Below are 16,366 nucleotides of genomic sequence, written 5' to 3' on the forward strand. Positions count from 1 at the left end.
CTGCCGACAGTGCGTGCAGGCCACGTCCGCGATGTGACAATCCGGCTCACACCAGATTCAGTTCGACGTTGATATTGCCGCGCGTGAGCTTGGAGTACGGACACGTCTGATGCGCAGCGTCGACCACGGCGCGGGCGACCTCACGATCGAGGCCCGGCAAGCTGACGTTGAGACGGGCCTGAAGGAAGTATTGATCCCCCGCAGTGCCGAGATCGACCTCGGCATCGACAGCGACATCGGCAGGAAGCTTGACCTTCATGGCCCGTGCCGCGTGCCCCATCGCGCCCTCGAAGCAGGCCGACCAGCCGGCGGCAAAGAGCTGCTCAGGGTTGGTGCCGGCGCGGTTCGAGCCTGGAGGCGAAAGCTTGACGTCGAGCTGACCGTCTGACGAGCGCGACGCGCCCTCGCGGCCGCCGGTGGTGTGGGTCTTGGCGGTGTAGAGTACCTTTTCGATCTGGGTGATCATGGCATGTCCTTTCCTACTTAAATCGTATCCGATGCAATCGAATGCGATCTAAATAGCCCCACCTCCCGCGAAGTCAACCCTTCCGATTTAATCGGATACGATATATATGGATGCGAGACATCACGATCCCGTGTGACGGAGGCGGCCATGACGAAGCTAAAACAGACATCTCCGAAAGCAGCGGGCCCGAAGCTCGAGAATTTCCTCTGCTTTGCGATCTATTCGGCCAACCTCGCCTACGGGCGGGCTTACAAGCCGATCCTCGATGAACTTGGCCTGACCTACACACAGTACATCACCATCGTGGCTCTGTCCGAAGAGGACAACCAGACCGTCAGCAGCCTTGGCGAGAAGCTGTTTCTCGAATCCAACACGCTGACGCCGATCCTGAAGAATCTCGAAACGATGGGCTATGTCCGAAGGCAGCGCGATCCCAAGGACGAGCGCAAGGTTTTGATCAGCCTCACCGAGGCCGGCCGCCGGGTGCGCGAGAAGGCCCTGCCGCTCAATCTGGTGCGGGAAACGCAGCTCACGCCCGAGGAATTCGCGCTGATCCAGAAGAGCGTGGTCAAGCTGCGCAACAATCTCATCAAGGGAACGAAGGGCGCGGCGAAGTAGCGTCTTTCGCCGCACTTTCCCGGATATCGCCTTGAAACATCGCCAATCCCGCGCGATGAATCCGTATGGATTTATCGTCCCGCCTCGACATCATGAACTGGCTGGCCGGCGCCGGCCTCGCCGGCGTTGCTGAAACGGACCTCGTACGCGGGTTCTGCGAACGCAGCAGGGCCGCAGGGCTGGAGCTGTCGCGCGGCCTCGTATTCATCGACACGCTGCATCCGGTTTTCGAGGGGCAGGGTTTCCGCTGGAGCGACATCGAATCGAACGAGAGCGACACCTTCGAGTATGGCTCGACCAGCGAAGGCGAGGCCGCCGAAAACTGGCAGCGTTCGCCGTTCTACGCGATGCTCCAGAACGGGCAGACCGAAATGCGCATCGGCCATACCGATGACCATTTCAAGATGACGTCGAAACTTATTGGTGACGGTCACAGGCACTTCGCGACGTTCATTCACCGCTTCGGCGAGACCGGCATCATCGGCGAGATGGACTGCGTCTATTCCATCTGGTGCATGCGCCGCCACGACGGCTTCGATGAATCCGCGATGGACGCAATGCGTGAACTCGTCCCGGTGCTGGGCCTTGCGATAAAATCGGCCGCCCATGCGCGGATTGCCCGCACCATCGGTCACGTCTATCTCGGCCGCGATGCCGCCGAGCGCGTGCTGAGCGGGCGTATTTCACGCGGCGTCGCCGACCGCATCAATGCGGTGCTGTGGTTTTCGGACCTGCGCGGATCGACCCGCCTCGGCGAAGGGATGGACCCCGCCGAGTTCATTCCCTTTCTCAACGACTACGCCGGCGCGGCCATTGACGCCATTCACGAGGAAGGCGGCGACGTTCTCAAGCTGATCGGCGATGGCGTGCTGGCGATCTTCAATGAGGACGACATGGGCGCGGCGCGGCGCGCGGCATTGCGCGCGGAAAACCAGTTCAGAAAGAACATCCAGGTTCTCAACGAGCGGCGCGCATCCGAGAACAGGCCGGTCACCTCGGCCTATGTGGGCCTGCATGTCGGTGAGGTTTTCTACGGCAACATCGGCAGCGAGGAGCGGCTCGACTTCACCGTGGTCGGACCGGCGGTGAACGAGGTCAGCCGCATCGCATCGATGTGCCGCTCGGTCGAACGGGAGCTTCTCGTGTCCTCGGCGTTTTTCGACGGCCTCGATGCGCCGGGCAATGGACATTTCGTTTCGACCGGGCGCTATGCTTTGCGCGGCATCGGACGCGCGCAGGAACTGTACACCATCGATCCCGGCATCAGGTCCGATGGACAGGCCGCGAGCCGGTTCGAGCGGTATCTGCAGGATCGCAGGCGCCCGGCGGGTTGATGCAGGTCAACGCACTTTCGCGCAGAAGCTCCAGCATGGATGCATGCCCGTCGCCCTGATTTTGAGTTTTGCGCTGTTCGCCTTTGCGATGACGAGCTCGGCCATGGCCGCCTCGCCCGCCGAACTGCGCGGACGCGCCTTCGCGCAAACCAACTGCGCGCGCTGTCATTCGATCGATCGCTATACGCCGAGCCCCCTCGCGATCGCTCCGCCGTTCAGGACGCTGCACAAGAAGTATCCCCTCGATACGCTCTCGGAAGCCTTTGCCGAAGGCATCGATACCGGCCATCCCACCATGCCGGTGTTCACGCTTGAGCCCGATCAGATCAACGATCTGCTGTCCTTCCTGAAAAGCCTGAAATAACTCGGGACAGCGATCTCGCCGGATCGGTCTTGAAACGGCGGGGCAGGTGCGCGATGACTGGCGCATGAGCGACGATCAGAAGCCTTTCGGCACCTATGCCCCCAACGCCCTGCAACGCGCGGTGATCGCGGCCGCGCACGGCTCCGGCCTCAAGCGCGGCGCGTTCCGGCCATGGCTGTCGCGGATTGTGCATCTGTTCGGCTCCGGCCCGATCGACGCCAGCTATCAAGGTGCGTCGTTCCGGCTGCATCATCTGGCAAGCGGCACCGAGCGCGGCGCGCTGTTCAATCCGGACTACAACCTTCCGGAGCTGGACTTCCTCCGCGAACATGCGCCGCGCGGCGGCACCTTTGTCGATGTCGGCGCCAATGTCGGCACCTACGCGGTGGCGCTGGCGAAGCATGTCGGCGAGCGCGGACGCGTGATCGCCATCGAGCCGCATCCGGTGAGCAATGCGCGGCTCGCCTTCAACGCGAGCGCCTCGAAGCTGACCAATCTCACATTGGTCAAGGCGGCTGCCGGCGACATCGACGGCGAACTGATGATCGAGACCGACGGCGACAATCTCGGCGCCAGCCACATCTCCACCACCGGCGGCATCAAGGTGCCGGCGCATCGCCTGCTGACAATCCTGCGCGACGCCAATGTGACACAGATCGACGCTCTCAAGATCGACGTCGAAGGTTATGAGGACCGCGTGCTGACGCCGTTTTTCCGCGAGGCTCCGGAATCGCTGTGGCCGAAGGCCGTCGCCATCGAGCATCTCGAGCGCAAGGAATGGCTGCACGACTGCATCAAGGACATGACCGGCCTCGGCTACGGCATTGCCGGCAAGACCCGCAGCAATACGCTGCTGGTGCGGAAGCAATAGCCACAATCACACCGGGATTTGCGAGGAGCGCTTGCGGCGAAGCAATCCCGTTGTTGCTGTTTCAAAGCATGGATTGCTTCCCTTCGCTCGCAATGACGAAGCCTATTTGAACGCCGGCAACACGAAGATCGCGACATTGACCGCCATGCCCACGGCGAACACCATCGAGCGCGCGGTGGGCTGATTGAAGATGTACAGCAGGGCGTGGGCAATGCGCAGCACGATGTACAGCACCGCGAGCACGTTCACCAGATAGACCGGCGCACCCATGGTGAGCGCAATGATCACCGAGACCGCAAAGAACGGAAACGTCTCCAGCGCGTTCTGATGCGCCGCATAGGCGCGGCGGTTTCTTGGCGGAAGGTTGTCATAGTCCTCGCGCGGATAACGGTTGTCGCTCTCGACGCCCCGCTTGGCGTATTTGCCCAGCACATAGGGCAGCAGCGCGGCGATCAGGACGCACCAGTAGGCGAGCGGCATCGGAAGTCCCCCTGATATCTGTTCCGCTATCTCCGTGGGTTCACGTCCCGCTGTCAATACGCGGGAACCCGCTGTCTTCGCATTGTCCGCAACGGAACATAGCTTTGCTCCGTTCGTTGCGTTTGTTGAACAGGCTTGTGATCCAGGGAGTTTCAGGAATGGCAGCGACAGACGACACGGACCGCGTATGGGATCTTGCGGAGAAAATTTCGGTTGCCATGCTGGCGACATGGGACGGCCAAAATCCGCATGCGCGGCCGATGAGCGCGCATATCGCGCGCGACGAGAACGCGTTTTATTTTCTGGCGGACAAACGTCATCACAAGGACGAGGACATCAGGAAATTCCCGACCGTGTGCCTCGCCTTCGCCGACGCCAGCGACCACAAGTACGTCTCGATCTCGGGCGAAGCCTCAGTGTCCAGCGATCGCGCCAAGATCAAGGAGCTGTGGACCGCGTGGGCAAAGGCCTGGTGGGAGTCCCCCGACGATCCGAACGTCTGCGTGCTGAAGGTCGTGCCGACCGAAGCTCAGTACTGGGACACGCCCGGCAAGGTGATCAGTTCGATCAAGATGGCTGTCGCCGCCGCGACAGGCGGCCGTCCCGACATCGGCGAAAACCGCAAGGTCGCAATGTGACCAAACGATTTTCTCAAATCCCCGGCGAGCCGCAGGAGATTCCGCCCGCGACGCCGGGGACGCCCACCGCGCCTCCGGTGGAAAATCCGCCCGGCAACCCGCGCCCCGAAGTGCCGCCGCCGATGCACGATCCGGTCGAGCCGGACGCGCCGCGCGAGCTTCCTCCGAACGCGCCGGACGAGGCGCCGGTGAAAACGCCGCAGCGCTAATCTGCGCCACAGCTTGTGGTGCACCGCAACTGTGCTTGGCAGATACGCATTTTGCAGCGGTAGATTCGAAGCGTATCTTAACGTCCATTCATTCTCGGCGAGCCGATTCGCCGTGCGATGTGAAATAGTTCCAAGCGTTCTGGCTTCGCCACATTACCGCCTAATCACTAATCACTGATCGTTACTCACTTCGTTGCGACGGGCGACAGCTTCACCGCTGCTTTACTTTCTTCACACCCCAGAGGACTCATGAAGAACATTCGACTCATCCTGCTGACGACGACAGCGATCGCTGCGATCCAGCTTTCGCAAGCACCGGCGCATGCCGAGACATCGTCGATCGTCATCGCACAGGCCGCACCCGCGCCTACAGACCCGAATGCACCGAAGGCCCCGCCGAAGGCAGCTCCACCCGCGCCTCCGAAGGCTGCACCGGCACCGCCGCCTGCCCCGCCGAAGGCCGCACCGCCACCGGCTCCGCCGCGAGCCGCTCCTCCTCCGCCGCCGGCACCGCCGCGCGCTGCGCCTCCGCCGCCGCCTGCTCCGCCGAAGGCTGCCCCGCCTCCACCACCCGCACCTCCCAAGGCAGCACCACCGCCGCCGCCACCTCCGGCTGCACCCAAGGCTGCGCCGACGCCGCCTCCGGCCGCACCGAAAGCTGCACCTCCTCCGCCGCCACCTGCGGCAGCGCCGAAGGCTGCGCCAACCCCACCGCCTGCACCAACCGCTCCTCCGGCTGCACGCCCGGCAACGCCGCCTCCACCAGCTCCGGGCGCCGCACCGGCACCATCGACCGCAACGCCTCCGGCCGGTGCGCCTTCAACTGCGCCTGCACCTCAGCGTCCGCCGGGTGCGCCTCCGGTTGCGCCGGGCATGCGTGATGTCACGCCGACGCGTCCTGAAGGTGCGCGCCCGCCAGCGCCCGGCACACCACCGGCACCGGGAACACCTCCTGCTGCAACAGCTCCTGCAACGCCACCCGCAACACCGGGAGCAACGCCTCCTGCCACACCGGGCGCGACACCGCCTGCGACGCCAGGCGCAGCACCTGCACCCGGCCAGCCGCCAGCGCCGGGACAGCCGGGCTTCGGCGATCGCCGCGGCCAGCGTCAGGGTCCGCCTCCGGGTCTTCCCGCCGGCACGCCCGCCGCACCGGCCACGGCCCCCGTCGCCGCGCCGCTGCCTCCTCCACCGGCGATTCAGGCCACGCCGATTCCGGTCCAGCAGCCCGGCATGCGTCCGGTCGGACGTATCGATGACTTCCGCAGCCAGCGTCAGCAGACCACGGAAGGCGGCCGCACGATTATTCGCGAACCTGGACGCGTCATCGTTCAGGATCCGAACGGGCAGTCCTTCGTCCGTCACAACGACGTCGATCGTTTCCGTTACGGCGCGCGCGACGTGCGCGTGACGCGTGACGGCAACGACACGCGGACTGTCGTGGTGCGGCCCGACGGCACGCAGATCATCACGGTCAACGACCGCGACGGCCGGTTGCTCAGGCGCATCCGCCGCGACGAACGCGGACGCGAGGTGATCATCATCGACAACCGGCGCGGACCCGGTTTCGGCGCCGGTCTCGCCGCCGGTGTGGTTGCCGGCGCCATCGGCGGCTACTTCGTGTCACTGCCGCCGCCGGTCCTGCGCATTCCGGAGAACCGCTACATCGTCGAAGCGGAGGATGCGCCGCCGGATGTGATCTATGACACGCTGATGGCGCCTCCGGTGGAGCGCATCGAGCGGCCCTACTCGCTCGATGAAATCCGCTACAGCCCCTCGGTGCGCCAGCGCATGCCGAGCATCGACGTCGACAGCATCAACTTCGAGACCGGATCGTGGGAAATCCCGCCGGATCAGGCCGCGAAGCTGCAGGTGATTGCCGACGGCATCAACCGCGCCATCCAACGCAATCCGCAGACGGTGTTCCTGATCGAGGGCCACACCGATGCGGTCGGCAGCGACGTCGACAACCTGTCGCTGTCGGATCGCCGCGCCGAATCGGCGGCCACGCTGCTCACCCAGCAGTTCAACGTGCCTGCGGAAAACCTCACGTCGCAGGGTTACGGCGAACAGTACCTGAAGGTGCCGACGGACGGGCCGGAGCGGCGCAACCGCCGCGTCACCATCCGCAACATCACGCCGCTGCTCAACGGCGGACAGGCCTCGCTGCCGGCACCGCCGGCGGGCACCGCGCCGCCGCGCCGCTAAGGCAGAGCGAGTCGAAAAAGAAAACGGCCGGGACAATGTCCCGGCCGTATTTGTTTGTGGTGCATGTTTATTGCTTCGGTTGCCCAAGCCCGAGCGCTTCGGCCATGACGCGGAACACCTCGGTGTTATCCATCGACCCGCGCACCCGATCGCTGCCGGGGCCTGTCGCGGTCAGGATCACATCCTCGCCGGAATGGACACTGGCGCCCATCATCGCCGGCAGGTTGCCGAGCCGCAGCACCGCGCCGGGCAGATCCTTGTGCTTGTCGTTGGCCTTGTAGGTGTTGGGCTCGTCGGCCTTATGCGTGGGCTCGTTCGGATGATCGAGCTTGGGCCGCATCGTCTCGTAATGATCCGGCAAGCTCGCCGAGAAGATCGCCAGACGGCGGCTGACATCGACGCGGGCGGGATAACCCTCCGCGTCCGGCGCCGGATAATTCGGGAAGCCCGCCTTGTCGTAGACACCGATCCGCTCGCGCAGCGGCGCGTTCGGAATCGTGCTCATGTCGTCATTGACGGTGCCGACAAGACCGTTGGGATGGTTGTGATCGGCCACCACCAGGATCAACGTCTCGTCGCCGTTGCGCTGCGACCAGTCGCGCGCAAGCCGGACCGCGTTGTCGAGCATGATGGTGTCGTACACCGCGCGGTCGAAATCGAGCGCATGGGCATATTTGTCGATCAGACCCGACTCGACCATCAGGAAAAACCCGTTGTCGTTCTTCGCCAGCACATCGAGGGCGACCTGCACCTGCTGCGTCAGGTCAGGCTGGTCCGGCGATTTCGCAACGCCGCCGCCCTTGAGGAATTTGCGGTCCAGCACGCCGTCCATGTTGCCCAGCGCAAACAGGCCGAGCAGCTTGCGCGTATCAGCCTTGTTCGCCGCGGGGGCGAGTTCGGCGGCGGTCGCCGCATAGGCATAACCGGCCTCCTTGAATTTCGCGACATAGTCGGTCTCATCCGCGCGCTTCGAGCCCGGCGCGCCCTTCGGCAGGAAGTTCGCCATGCCGCCGCCCATCAGCACATCCGGTTTCGCGGCGAAGTACTGATCGACGATGTCGTTATAGGTCAGGCGGCGGCGGGTATGCGCGATCATCGCCGCAGGCGTCGCGTCCTCGACCTCGGTGTTGGTGACAATGCCGACGGCGAGATTCAGCCGCCGCTTCACCAGACTCGCGATGGTCTCCACGCGCGGATCGTCGAACGGATTCGCAGAGCGGTCGGCATAGACGCCCATGGCGTTCACCGCGGTCTTGTGACCGGTCGCGAAGGCGCTCGCCGCATTGGCCGAGTCGGTGATGATCGAATCCGAGCCCGCCGTCGCCACCATCGCCATATGCGGCATGTCGTCCATCGCCAGCTTGCCGAGGCTTTTGCCTTCCGCGATGCCCTTCGACAGCAGCCGCGCCGCCACGCGATGCGCGGGCGACAAACCGTCGCCGATAAAGAGGATCACGTTTTTCGCCTTGCGCGCGCCGGTGCCGAACACATTCCAGGTCACGGTGCGGGAATTGACGCCATCGCTCGCAACCACGGTGTATGCACCGGGCGTATCCAGCGTTGCGCCGCGCAGCACCAGCGCTGACTGGTCCTTGTTGTCTTCGCGATCGATGAACAGCGGCGCGGCCTTGAGCGCCGCTGCCGCATCCTGACCGTTGATGGTGACGCGCACCTTGTCCTGATCCACTTTCGCGGCGAACTCCACCTTCAGATCGAACCGCGCACCCGACAGGATGTCCGCGCGGTCGATCGGATAGATCGTTTGCGCAATTGCGCCGGTGTTGCAGGCCACTGCGGCGACAGCCGCGATAATCAGATGTCTCATAACGATGTCCACGTAAGGGTCAGGCGCGCGAGCGCGGAAATTATGAGCGCAAGATGACGGCTTGACTACAGGGTGCGGCAAAATGAAAAGGCGGACCGAACGGCCCGCCCTCGCAAAATTTATGCAGATGAGCTGCGTCTCAGCTCTTGTCGCTGTCGAGCTTCGGAATATTCGAGCCCTCGCCGGCCGAGAGCAGACCGGTCCTGGTGTAGAGATCGAGCTTGCGGCGTGTGTCGGAAATATCGAGGTTGCGCATGGTCAACTGGCCGATGCGGTCGCCCGGCGTGAACGCCGCATCCTCGACCTTCTCCATGCTGAGCCGTTCCGGCGCATAGGTGAGGTTCGGACTTTCGGTGTTCAGGATCGAGTAGTCGTTGCCGCGGCGCAGCTCGAGCGTCACCTCGCCGGTGATCGCGCGCGCCACCCAGCGCTGCGCGGTTTCGCGCAGCATCAGGGCCTGCGAATCGAACCAGCGCCCCTGATACAGCAGCCGGCCGAGCCGCATGCCGCTGATCCGGTATTGCTCGATGGTGTCTTCGTTGTGGATGCCGGTGACGAGACGCTCATAGGCGATGTGCAGCAGCGCCATGCCCGGCGCCTCGTAGATGCCGCGGCTCTTCGCCTCGATGATGCGGTTCTCGATCTGGTCGCTCATGCCGAGGCCATGACGCCCGCCGATGGCATTGGCCTCATAGAACAGCGCGACAGCATCAGTGAACGTCTTGCCGTTCAGCGCCACGGGCTGGCCTTCCACGAAGCGCACCGAAACCTTCTCGGCCTTGACCACGCAGTCGTCGCGCCAGAACGGAACGCCCATGATCGGATTGACGATCTTGATGCCGCTGTCGAGATGTTCGAGATCCTTGGCCTCGTGCGTCGCACCGAGGAGATTGCTGTCAGTCGAGTACGCCTTCTCGGCGCTCATCTTGTAGGCGAAGCCGGCGGCCTTCATGAACGCCGACATTTCCGCGCGCCCGCCCAGTTCATCGATGAACTGCTGGTCGAGCCATGGCTTGTAGATCTTGAGGTCCGGATTGGTCAGCAGTCCGTAGCGGTAGAACCGCTCGATATCGTTGCCCTTGTAGGTCGAGCCGTCGCCCCAGATGTTGACGCCGTCTTCCTTCATCGCGGAGACGAGCATCGTGCCGGTGACGGCGCGGCCGAGCGGCGTGGTGTTGAAGTATGCGATGCCCCCGGTCGAGACATGGAAGGCGCCCGATTGAATCGCGGCGATGCCTTCGTGAACCAGTTGCGTGCGGCAATCGACGAGGCGCGCTTTCTCGGCGCCGAACTCCATCGCCTTGCGCGGAATCTCGTCGTAGTCGGCCTCGTCCGGCTGGCCCAGGTTGGCGGTGTAGGCGAAGACGCGCGCGCCCTTCTGCTTCATCCAGAGCAGCGCGGCGCTGGTATCGAGCCCGCCGGAGAAAGCGATGCCGACATTTTCCCCCTTGGGAAGGCTCTTCAGAATCGTAGTCATGGGACTTCCCTTCGGGAGATTTCATTTGGGCGGTTTGGATGCACGGCTGACAAGCCTCACCAGACCGGCTTCTATAGAAAGATTGGCGGACGATGGGAAGATGAGGCACAGAGCCTCAACAAACACAATCGTCATCACCGGGCTTGACCCGGTGATCCATCAAAACGTGAACTTATTCAAAAAGATGGATTGCCGGGTCAAGCCCGGCAATGACACGCAGGGAGCATTCACGCGCTGACCGGCCTCGGACGCTCCGCTAGGGCCGCAGAACAGGCGCTCCGCCGTCCGCAGCGTTCGCGGACGCGTCCGGCCTGATGCGCGGGGTCTCGCCGACGTCGCGGCCAAGCCGCTTCTGCCGCCAGCGATAGCCCGGCCATGCGAAGCGCGTCAGCCAGGCGTCGATGCCGTAGTCCGTCAGCCGCGTCGACGGCCAGCGGTAGATGACGGCATAGGCCAGCCAGATCACGATGAACGAGACGGTGCCGGAGAACAACACGTCGGTCAGAAAATGTCCGCCGAAGGACATGCGAAGACCGCCGGTGAGCACGCCGAACGCAGTCGCCGCGAGATAGGCCAGCGGACGCCACTGCGGCGGCGTCAGCGCGGCGGGCGCATAGGTCCAGAATGCAGTCGCGCCCTCGCCGGAGAAGAACGAACAGTTCTTCGGGCATGCGCCGCGCGGGTCCCACCACGCCTTGAATTCAAGCGGCCCGTTGAACTCCGTCACCACTACTGGACGCGGACGGCCCCAGTAGCTTTTGAACACGATGTTCGACAGCACGATCGCCGTGAGCAGAATGGTGACGATCAGAAACACCATGGCGCGGCCGGAGATCATCAGCGGCTTCACCGGACTGATCAGCTTGACGATCAGCGACACCAGCGCGGGCATCACCAGACCCCATGCAATCCACATCGCGCCGTCGCGGGCGATCGCAGCCCACGTGCTGGATTTCAGCGGAAAGCTTTTGGTCGTCGCGTCGTAGAAGAATGCGGCAACTTTCAGATCGAGTTCGGGATAGAGGCCGAACAGCAATCCGAAAAACACCGAGATCGCGAGCGCGATGTAGAGTCCGGTCCGGTTCATGGCGGGGGTTTAGCCGAGCCGGCAGGGGAATAAAAGTGGCCACACGCCGCATTCCGGCGTCCTCCCCGATCCGTGTTAAGCTTTAGAGCAGCACGGCAAAAATAAGCCTTCAAAGCGGGAGCCTCCCAAGACCATGCCCAAGCCCGTTCTGGACTTCTGGTTCGATTTCGCCTCGGTCTATTCGTTTCTGTCCGCGACGCGCATTGCGCCGCTGGCCGATGCCGCAGGTGTTCAGGTGCGGTGGCGGCCGTTTCTGCTCGGGCCGATTTTCGCCACCCAAGGCATGGCGGATTCGCCGTTCAATCTGTTTCCGTTGCGCGGCAAGCACATGATCCGCGATGTGAAGCGCAGCGCGGACGAGATCGGCGTCGGCTTTCAGTGGCCGGATGTGTTTCCGCAATCGGCAGTGCTGGCGAGCCGTGTCGCACTGGTGGGGCTGAAGGACACCTGGGGCGAAGACTTCTGCCGCGCGGTGTTCCACGCCGAATATGCCGAGAACCGGGTGATCTCTGAGCCACATGTGATCGCCGAGATCCTGACAAAACTGAAGGTGCCGGTGGATGCGACATTCGCCAGCGCGCAGGCCGACGAGATCAAAACGGAGCTGCGCGAACTGACGGCGGAAGCCCAGCGGCGCGAGTTCTTCGGCGCGCCGACCTTCACCACGCAGGACGGCGAACTGTTTTGGGGCAATGACCGCCTCGAGCAGGCGCTGCGCTGGGCGACGAAATAATTCCCGTCATTGCGAGCGAAGCGAAGCAATCCAGCTTCGGTATCAGTAAGATTGGATTGCTTCGTCGCTGCGCTCCTCGCAATGACGGACGAATCCAGCTTACCGCGGCAGCGGCGGCAACGATGGCGGAGGCGGCGGCAACGCGCGCCACGCGCCGGCATTGCGGCCCGCGATCATCCAGTAGACCACGCCGCCGAGAATCCCCGCACCGACCATCACTTCGAGATGGCGGCGCACAATGCCGTTGAAGGTCATGTTCACGGTGTCGAACGGGATGAAGCCGAGATAGCAGAACAGTCCCGCGAGGCCGCCGATCACCGCATAGGCGAGGATGTGACGGATCGCAAAGGCTTCGGTGACCAGCGCGAGAATCAGCGCCGGCAGCAATGCGAAGCCGCTGACCAGCACAAAGCCGAATCCGAGCACCATGTTGATGGCGCCCTGATCGATGTCGAGTGAGACATCGCTCATTTCTGGAAAGAAGATTGCCCACAGCACCACGATGCTGGCGACAAGGCACGCGGCGAGAAACCCGAACAAGATAGCGAAGAAACGTCCGATCACGGCCATGAATCGCGTCCTTCTCGCCGAGAGCGATGCAAGGTTTGTTTGTCACCTCTCCCCTTGGGGGAGAGGTCGGCGCGTAGCGCCGGGTGAGGGGGTTCGGATCTTACGTCTGACATTTAGAGCCCCTCACCCCAACCCTCTCCCCATCGGGGAGAAGGAGAACATCGGGGCCGTTGCAGCCTGATTCTTAATCCGTCATCGCCATGGCGCGGAGCGCCTGGCGTTCGCGCGCGGACAATTTCTCGGTTTCCGACTTGAGCTGTCCGCAGGCGGCAAGAATGTCGCGGCCGCGCGGAGTGCGCACCGGCGACGAATAGCCCGCGTTGAAAACGTATTCGGAGAATTTTTCGATCTGGTCCCAGTCCGAGCATTCATACTTGGTGCCCGGCCACGGATTGAACGGAATGAGATTGATCTTGGCCGGAATGCCCTTGAGCAGCTTCACCAGCAGCTTGGCGTCATCCAGCGAATCGTTGACGCCTTTCAGCATCACATATTCGAAGGTGATCCGGCGTGAGTTCGATGAGCCGGGATAGGCGCGGCAGGCGTCCAGCAGTTCCTTGATCGGATACTTCTTGTTGAGCGGCACCAGTTCGTTGCGCAGTTCGTCGCGCACTGCATGCAGCGAGATCGCCAGCATCACGCCGATCTCGTCGCCGGTGCGCGCGATGTTCGGTACCACGCCCGAGGTCGACAGCGTGATGCGGCGGCGGGAAATGCCGATGCCTTCGTTGTCGGAGACGATCAGCAGCGCATCGCGCACGGCGTCGAAATTGTACAGCGGCTCACCCATGCCCATCATCACCACATTGGTGATGAGGCGGTTGCCGTTCGGCGTCTCACGGTCGATCCAGTCATTGAGGCGATCGCGCGCCACCATGACCTGTCCAACGATCTCCCCGGCGGTGAGATTGCGCACCAGCCGCTGGGTGCCGGTGTGACAGAACGAGCAGTTCAGCGTGCAGCCGACCTGCGATGACACGCACAGCGTGCCGCGGTCGGTTTCGGGAATGTAGACGCACTCGACTTCGTGCGGACGCTCGGAGGCGTGTCCGCTCGGCAGGCGCAGCAGCCACTTGCGGGTGCCGTCGTTGGAAATCTGTTCGGCGACGACCTCCGGCCGGTCGACGGTGAAATGCTGTTCGAGCTCGGCCCGCATGTCCTTCGACACGTTGGTCATGTCGGCGAAGCTCTGCGCGCCGCGCACATACATCCAGTGCCAGAGCTGCTGCACGCGCATCTTGCGCTGCTTTTCCGCGACCCCGATCTCGCCGAGACGCTGCGCCAGTTCCTCGCGCGACAGCCCCACCAGCGAGGGCTTCGCGGGCGGCACGTAGGTTTCCAGCGCGGTTTTTTCGAGGACGCCTGATTCCAGAATGTTTGGCGCTTCGGTCATGGTCATATCGATACGTGTCTCGGGGAAATGGCCGCGGCACAGGGCCGCTTGCACCGGAACCCGTGGTCCCGTGACCCGCTATATAGAGGCAATATCGGCTAAATGCGACCGTCTTTGCGGTATGCCGGGGCTACCGCCGGCACTCCTGCGCCAGCTTGTCCAGCGCCTGGGCGAGCCCTTTCAGCGGGAACGTGTCCGTGGTCTCGGTGCCCTTGGCGGAGGTGCCCTTCACGACGGCGTCCGCGCCCTTGCGCAGGGCGTCCACCAGCCGGTCTTCCTCGGCCGCATTCTTGATCCAGAGCCCGTCACCCTGCGAGTACATCGCAAAGCGCGAGCCGCCGACCTCGACCGAGCCTTCGGAGCCCGGCTTGAGCGCATAGCCGATCATGATCGACACTTCGTTCGACACCTTCTCCGCAGGCCGCGTCGAGATGAATGCATAGGATGGATCGCGCGGGCGGTTCGGCGGATTGGTTTTCGACGACGACGGCTTGGCGAGTGCGAAGCAGACCTTCTTGCCGTTCGGTGTCGCGGTGTAGGCGCCCCAGGTGCCGAACTGGCCGATCAGTGACGGCTCGGCATTTCCGGCAGCGGCAGGCGCCGCGGGCTTTGCAGGTGCGGCGCTCTTGGGTGCAGCTTTCGCAGGCGCGGCTGCTTTCGGCGCGGGCTTGGCGGCTTTGGATTGCGCAGTTTGGGCCGACGCAGCATTTGCAAAGCCGACAACCGGCAGTGCTGCCACCAGAATTACCATCGCTCGCTGCAAGGACATCACCAAAACTGGTTCCTTCAATATTGTGACTGCAAGATGGCTCGCACTTGCGCGCGGACGTGCAATAGACCCCAAACCGCTTGTTGGAAAGTTAACCCACCACCGCTGCGCTTTGCCGCATCCGTCCGGGAGCATATGAGCCATGGCCGGGATGGCGGCGGACCGCGGTGTCTTTCCGAAAGCTCAGTGTTTCAAACATAGTTACATCCCGCAAGCATCATCGCCAGCCCGCAATTGCGATTGTAGGGCCGCGCCAAATCCGGCAAACAGTCCACCTGTTTCCATGAACTCTTCAGGTGTCTCGATGAAAGCCATTCTCTGCTCGGAATACTGCGGCCCCGACGATCTCGTGCTGAGCGATATTCCAGATCCGGTCGCGGGACCCGGCGAAGCAGTCATCGCCATCAAGGCAGCGGCACTGAATTTCTTCGACCTCCTGATGATTCAGGGCAAGTACCAGATCAAGCCGCCGTTTCCGTTTTCGCCCGCCGCTGAAATCGCCGGCGTGGTCGAGAGCGTCGGCGCGGGCGTGACCGATCTGAAGCCCGGCGACCGCGTCGCGGCGTCGTGCGGCTACAACGGTGCGCGGCAGAAGATCGCGATCCCCGCATCGCAGGCCGTGAAGATTCCCGACAACCTCGACTTCGACCGCGCCGCCGGCGTCATCGTGATTTACGGCACGGCGCTGCATGCGCTGGAAGATCGTGCCGACCCGAAGCCCGGCGAGACCCTCGTGGTGTTCGGCGCGGCGGGCGGCGTCGGCCTTGCAGCCTGCGAACTCGGCAAGGTGCTGGGACTGAAGGTGATCGCCTGCGCATCGAGCGACGAGAAACTCGAATTCGCCAAGAAGCACGGCGCGGACCTCACCATCAACTACGCCAAGGAAGACCTGAAGGACGCACTCAAGAAGGTTGGCGGCGAGAAGGGCATCGACATCGTGTTCGATCCGGTCGGCGGCAGCTATGCCGAAATCGGCGTGCGCTCGCTCGGCTGGAAGGGACGCTTCCTGGTGATCGGCTTCGCCGCCGGTGACATTCCGAAGATTCCGCTCAATCTCGCGCTGCTCAAGGGCTGCGACATTCGCGGCGTGTTCTGGGGCGCGCACATGAAGCGCGAACCGAAGCAGGGCCGTGCGGCTCTTGAGAAGCTGATGAAGTGGGCCGCCGAAGGGAAGATTTCATCCCACGTCGACAGCACCTTCCCGCTGGAGAAGACCACCGAAGCGCTCAAGGTGCTCGCCGAGCGCAAGGCCATGGGCAAGGTGATCCTGCATCCGTGATGTTCAACGCAAAGACGTGTCATGCGCGGGCTTGACCCGCGCATC

The 16,366-nt window shown here is 63.4% G+C and carries 19 protein-coding genes; 9 read left to right on the forward strand and 10 right to left on the reverse strand.

The features are described 5' to 3' along the window. Nucleotides 1-46: 46 nt before the first annotated feature. Nucleotides 47-463 carry an organic hydroperoxide resistance protein gene (locus tag AC1Q67_RS10675; RefSeq protein ID WP_492235667.1) on the reverse strand — a complete coding sequence of 139 codons (417 nt, stop codon included), beginning with the start codon at nucleotides 461-463 and terminating at the stop codon, nucleotides 47-49. 150 nt (nucleotides 464-613) lie between these two features. On the opposite strand from AC1Q67_RS10675, the gene AC1Q67_RS10680 reads away from it, so the two are divergent. From AC1Q67_RS10680 to AC1Q67_RS10695, 4 genes are all read left to right on the forward strand, one after another. Continuing rightward, entirely contained in the window at nucleotides 614-1,084 is a 471-nt protein-coding gene (locus AC1Q67_RS10680) for a MarR family winged helix-turn-helix transcriptional regulator (protein WP_024575585.1), read from the forward strand. 65 nt (nucleotides 1,085-1,149) lie between these two features. Continuing rightward, complete coding sequence (locus tag AC1Q67_RS10685; RefSeq protein WP_492234146.1) at nucleotides 1,150-2,418, forward strand: adenylate/guanylate cyclase domain-containing protein; 1,269 nt, start codon at nucleotides 1,150-1,152, stop codon at nucleotides 2,416-2,418. 43 nt (nucleotides 2,419-2,461) lie between these two features. Next, nucleotides 2,462-2,782, forward strand: coding sequence for a c-type cytochrome (locus AC1Q67_RS10690; protein ID WP_492234145.1), 321 nt, complete (start codon nucleotides 2,462-2,464; stop codon nucleotides 2,780-2,782). A gap of 64 nt (nucleotides 2,783-2,846) precedes the next feature. After that, nucleotides 2,847-3,653, forward strand: a complete 807-nt coding sequence (locus AC1Q67_RS10695) for an FkbM family methyltransferase (protein ID WP_492234144.1) — start codon at nucleotides 2,847-2,849, stop codon at nucleotides 3,651-3,653. Nucleotides 3,654-3,755: 102 nt separating this feature from the next. Here the strand turns inward: AC1Q67_RS10695 and AC1Q67_RS10700 are convergent, their stop codons facing one another. Further along, nucleotides 3,756-4,133 (reverse strand): MAPEG family protein, encoded by a 378-nt coding sequence (locus tag AC1Q67_RS10700; RefSeq protein ID WP_492234143.1) that lies wholly within the window; start codon nucleotides 4,131-4,133, stop codon nucleotides 3,756-3,758. 158 nt (nucleotides 4,134-4,291) lie between these two features. Here AC1Q67_RS10700 and AC1Q67_RS10705 point away from each other — a divergent pair, with 158 nt between their 5' ends. Both AC1Q67_RS10705 and AC1Q67_RS10710 read left to right on the forward strand, forming a co-directional pair. Further along, nucleotides 4,292-4,771: a pyridoxamine 5'-phosphate oxidase family protein gene (locus AC1Q67_RS10705; RefSeq protein WP_492234142.1), complete on the forward strand. Its 480-nt coding sequence runs from the start codon at nucleotides 4,292-4,294 to the stop codon at nucleotides 4,769-4,771. Next, entirely contained in the window at nucleotides 4,768-4,980 is a 213-nt protein-coding gene (locus AC1Q67_RS10710) for a hypothetical protein (protein WP_492234141.1), read from the forward strand. Before AC1Q67_RS10705 ends, AC1Q67_RS10710 begins: the two co-directional genes overlap by 4 nt. 185 nt (nucleotides 4,981-5,165) lie before the next feature. On the opposite strand, the gene AC1Q67_RS10715 is transcribed toward AC1Q67_RS10710, so the two are convergent. After that, complete coding sequence (locus AC1Q67_RS10715) at nucleotides 5,166-5,327, reverse strand: hypothetical protein (RefSeq protein WP_244432741.1); 162 nt, start codon at nucleotides 5,325-5,327, stop codon at nucleotides 5,166-5,168. A 20-nt stretch (nucleotides 5,328-5,347) separates the two neighbouring features. Next, the gene (locus AC1Q67_RS10720) at nucleotides 5,348-5,815 is read right to left on the reverse strand and encodes a hypothetical protein (protein ID WP_492234140.1); all 468 of its coding nucleotides are present in this window, start codon (nucleotides 5,813-5,815) and stop codon (nucleotides 5,348-5,350) included. Nucleotides 5,816-5,853: 38 nt separating this feature from the next. Here AC1Q67_RS10720 and AC1Q67_RS10725 point away from each other — a divergent pair, with 38 nt between their 5' ends. After that, nucleotides 5,854-7,188, forward strand: coding sequence for an OmpA family protein (locus tag AC1Q67_RS10725; RefSeq protein ID WP_343205827.1), 1,335 nt, complete (start codon nucleotides 5,854-5,856; stop codon nucleotides 7,186-7,188). A gap of 67 nt (nucleotides 7,189-7,255) precedes the next feature. Here AC1Q67_RS10725 and AC1Q67_RS10730 read toward each other — a convergent pair whose 3' ends face one another. From AC1Q67_RS10730 to AC1Q67_RS10740, 3 genes are all read right to left on the reverse strand, one after another. Next, the gene (locus tag AC1Q67_RS10730) at nucleotides 7,256-9,013 is read right to left on the reverse strand and encodes an alkaline phosphatase (RefSeq protein ID WP_492234139.1); all 1,758 of its coding nucleotides are present in this window, start codon (nucleotides 9,011-9,013) and stop codon (nucleotides 7,256-7,258) included. Nucleotides 9,014-9,152: 139 nt separating this feature from the next. Beyond that, complete coding sequence (gene argG, locus AC1Q67_RS10735; protein WP_492234138.1) at nucleotides 9,153-10,490, reverse strand: argininosuccinate synthase; 1,338 nt, start codon at nucleotides 10,488-10,490, stop codon at nucleotides 9,153-9,155. A gap of 256 nt (nucleotides 10,491-10,746) precedes the next feature. Then, nucleotides 10,747-11,577 (reverse strand): phosphatase PAP2 family protein, encoded by an 831-nt coding sequence (locus AC1Q67_RS10740; protein WP_492234137.1) that lies wholly within the window; start codon nucleotides 11,575-11,577, stop codon nucleotides 10,747-10,749. 133 nt (nucleotides 11,578-11,710) lie between these two features. Here AC1Q67_RS10740 and AC1Q67_RS10745 point away from each other — a divergent pair, with 133 nt between their 5' ends. Beyond that, the gene (locus AC1Q67_RS10745; protein WP_492234136.1) at nucleotides 11,711-12,310 is read left to right on the forward strand and encodes a 2-hydroxychromene-2-carboxylate isomerase; all 600 of its coding nucleotides are present in this window, start codon (nucleotides 11,711-11,713) and stop codon (nucleotides 12,308-12,310) included. 99 nt (nucleotides 12,311-12,409) lie between these two features. Here AC1Q67_RS10745 and AC1Q67_RS10750 read toward each other — a convergent pair whose 3' ends face one another. The 3 genes from AC1Q67_RS10750 to AC1Q67_RS10760 form a co-directional block, all read right to left on the reverse strand. After that, on the reverse strand, nucleotides 12,410-12,880 hold the full coding sequence (locus tag AC1Q67_RS10750; RefSeq protein WP_492234135.1) for a hypothetical protein: 471 nt from the start codon (nucleotides 12,878-12,880) through the stop codon (nucleotides 12,410-12,412). Between the two features lie 184 nt (nucleotides 12,881-13,064). Continuing rightward, on the reverse strand, nucleotides 13,065-14,279 hold the full coding sequence (rlmN, locus tag AC1Q67_RS10755) for a dual-specificity RNA methyltransferase RlmN (protein WP_492234134.1): 1,215 nt from the start codon (nucleotides 14,277-14,279) through the stop codon (nucleotides 13,065-13,067). 124 nt (nucleotides 14,280-14,403) lie between these two features. Continuing rightward, a complete protein-coding gene (locus AC1Q67_RS10760) occupies nucleotides 14,404-15,024 on the reverse strand; it encodes an invasion associated locus B family protein (protein ID WP_152527686.1) in 621 nt (206 codons plus the stop codon). A gap of 322 nt (nucleotides 15,025-15,346) precedes the next feature. Between AC1Q67_RS10760 and AC1Q67_RS10765 the strand changes: the two genes are divergently transcribed. Then, nucleotides 15,347-16,321 (forward strand): NADPH:quinone oxidoreductase family protein, encoded by a 975-nt coding sequence (locus AC1Q67_RS10765; protein WP_024575567.1) that lies wholly within the window; start codon nucleotides 15,347-15,349, stop codon nucleotides 16,319-16,321. The last annotated feature ends 45 nt before the right edge of the window (nucleotides 16,322-16,366 follow it).

Source organism: Afipia sp. GW823-FHT06G09 (assembly GCF_058794875.1).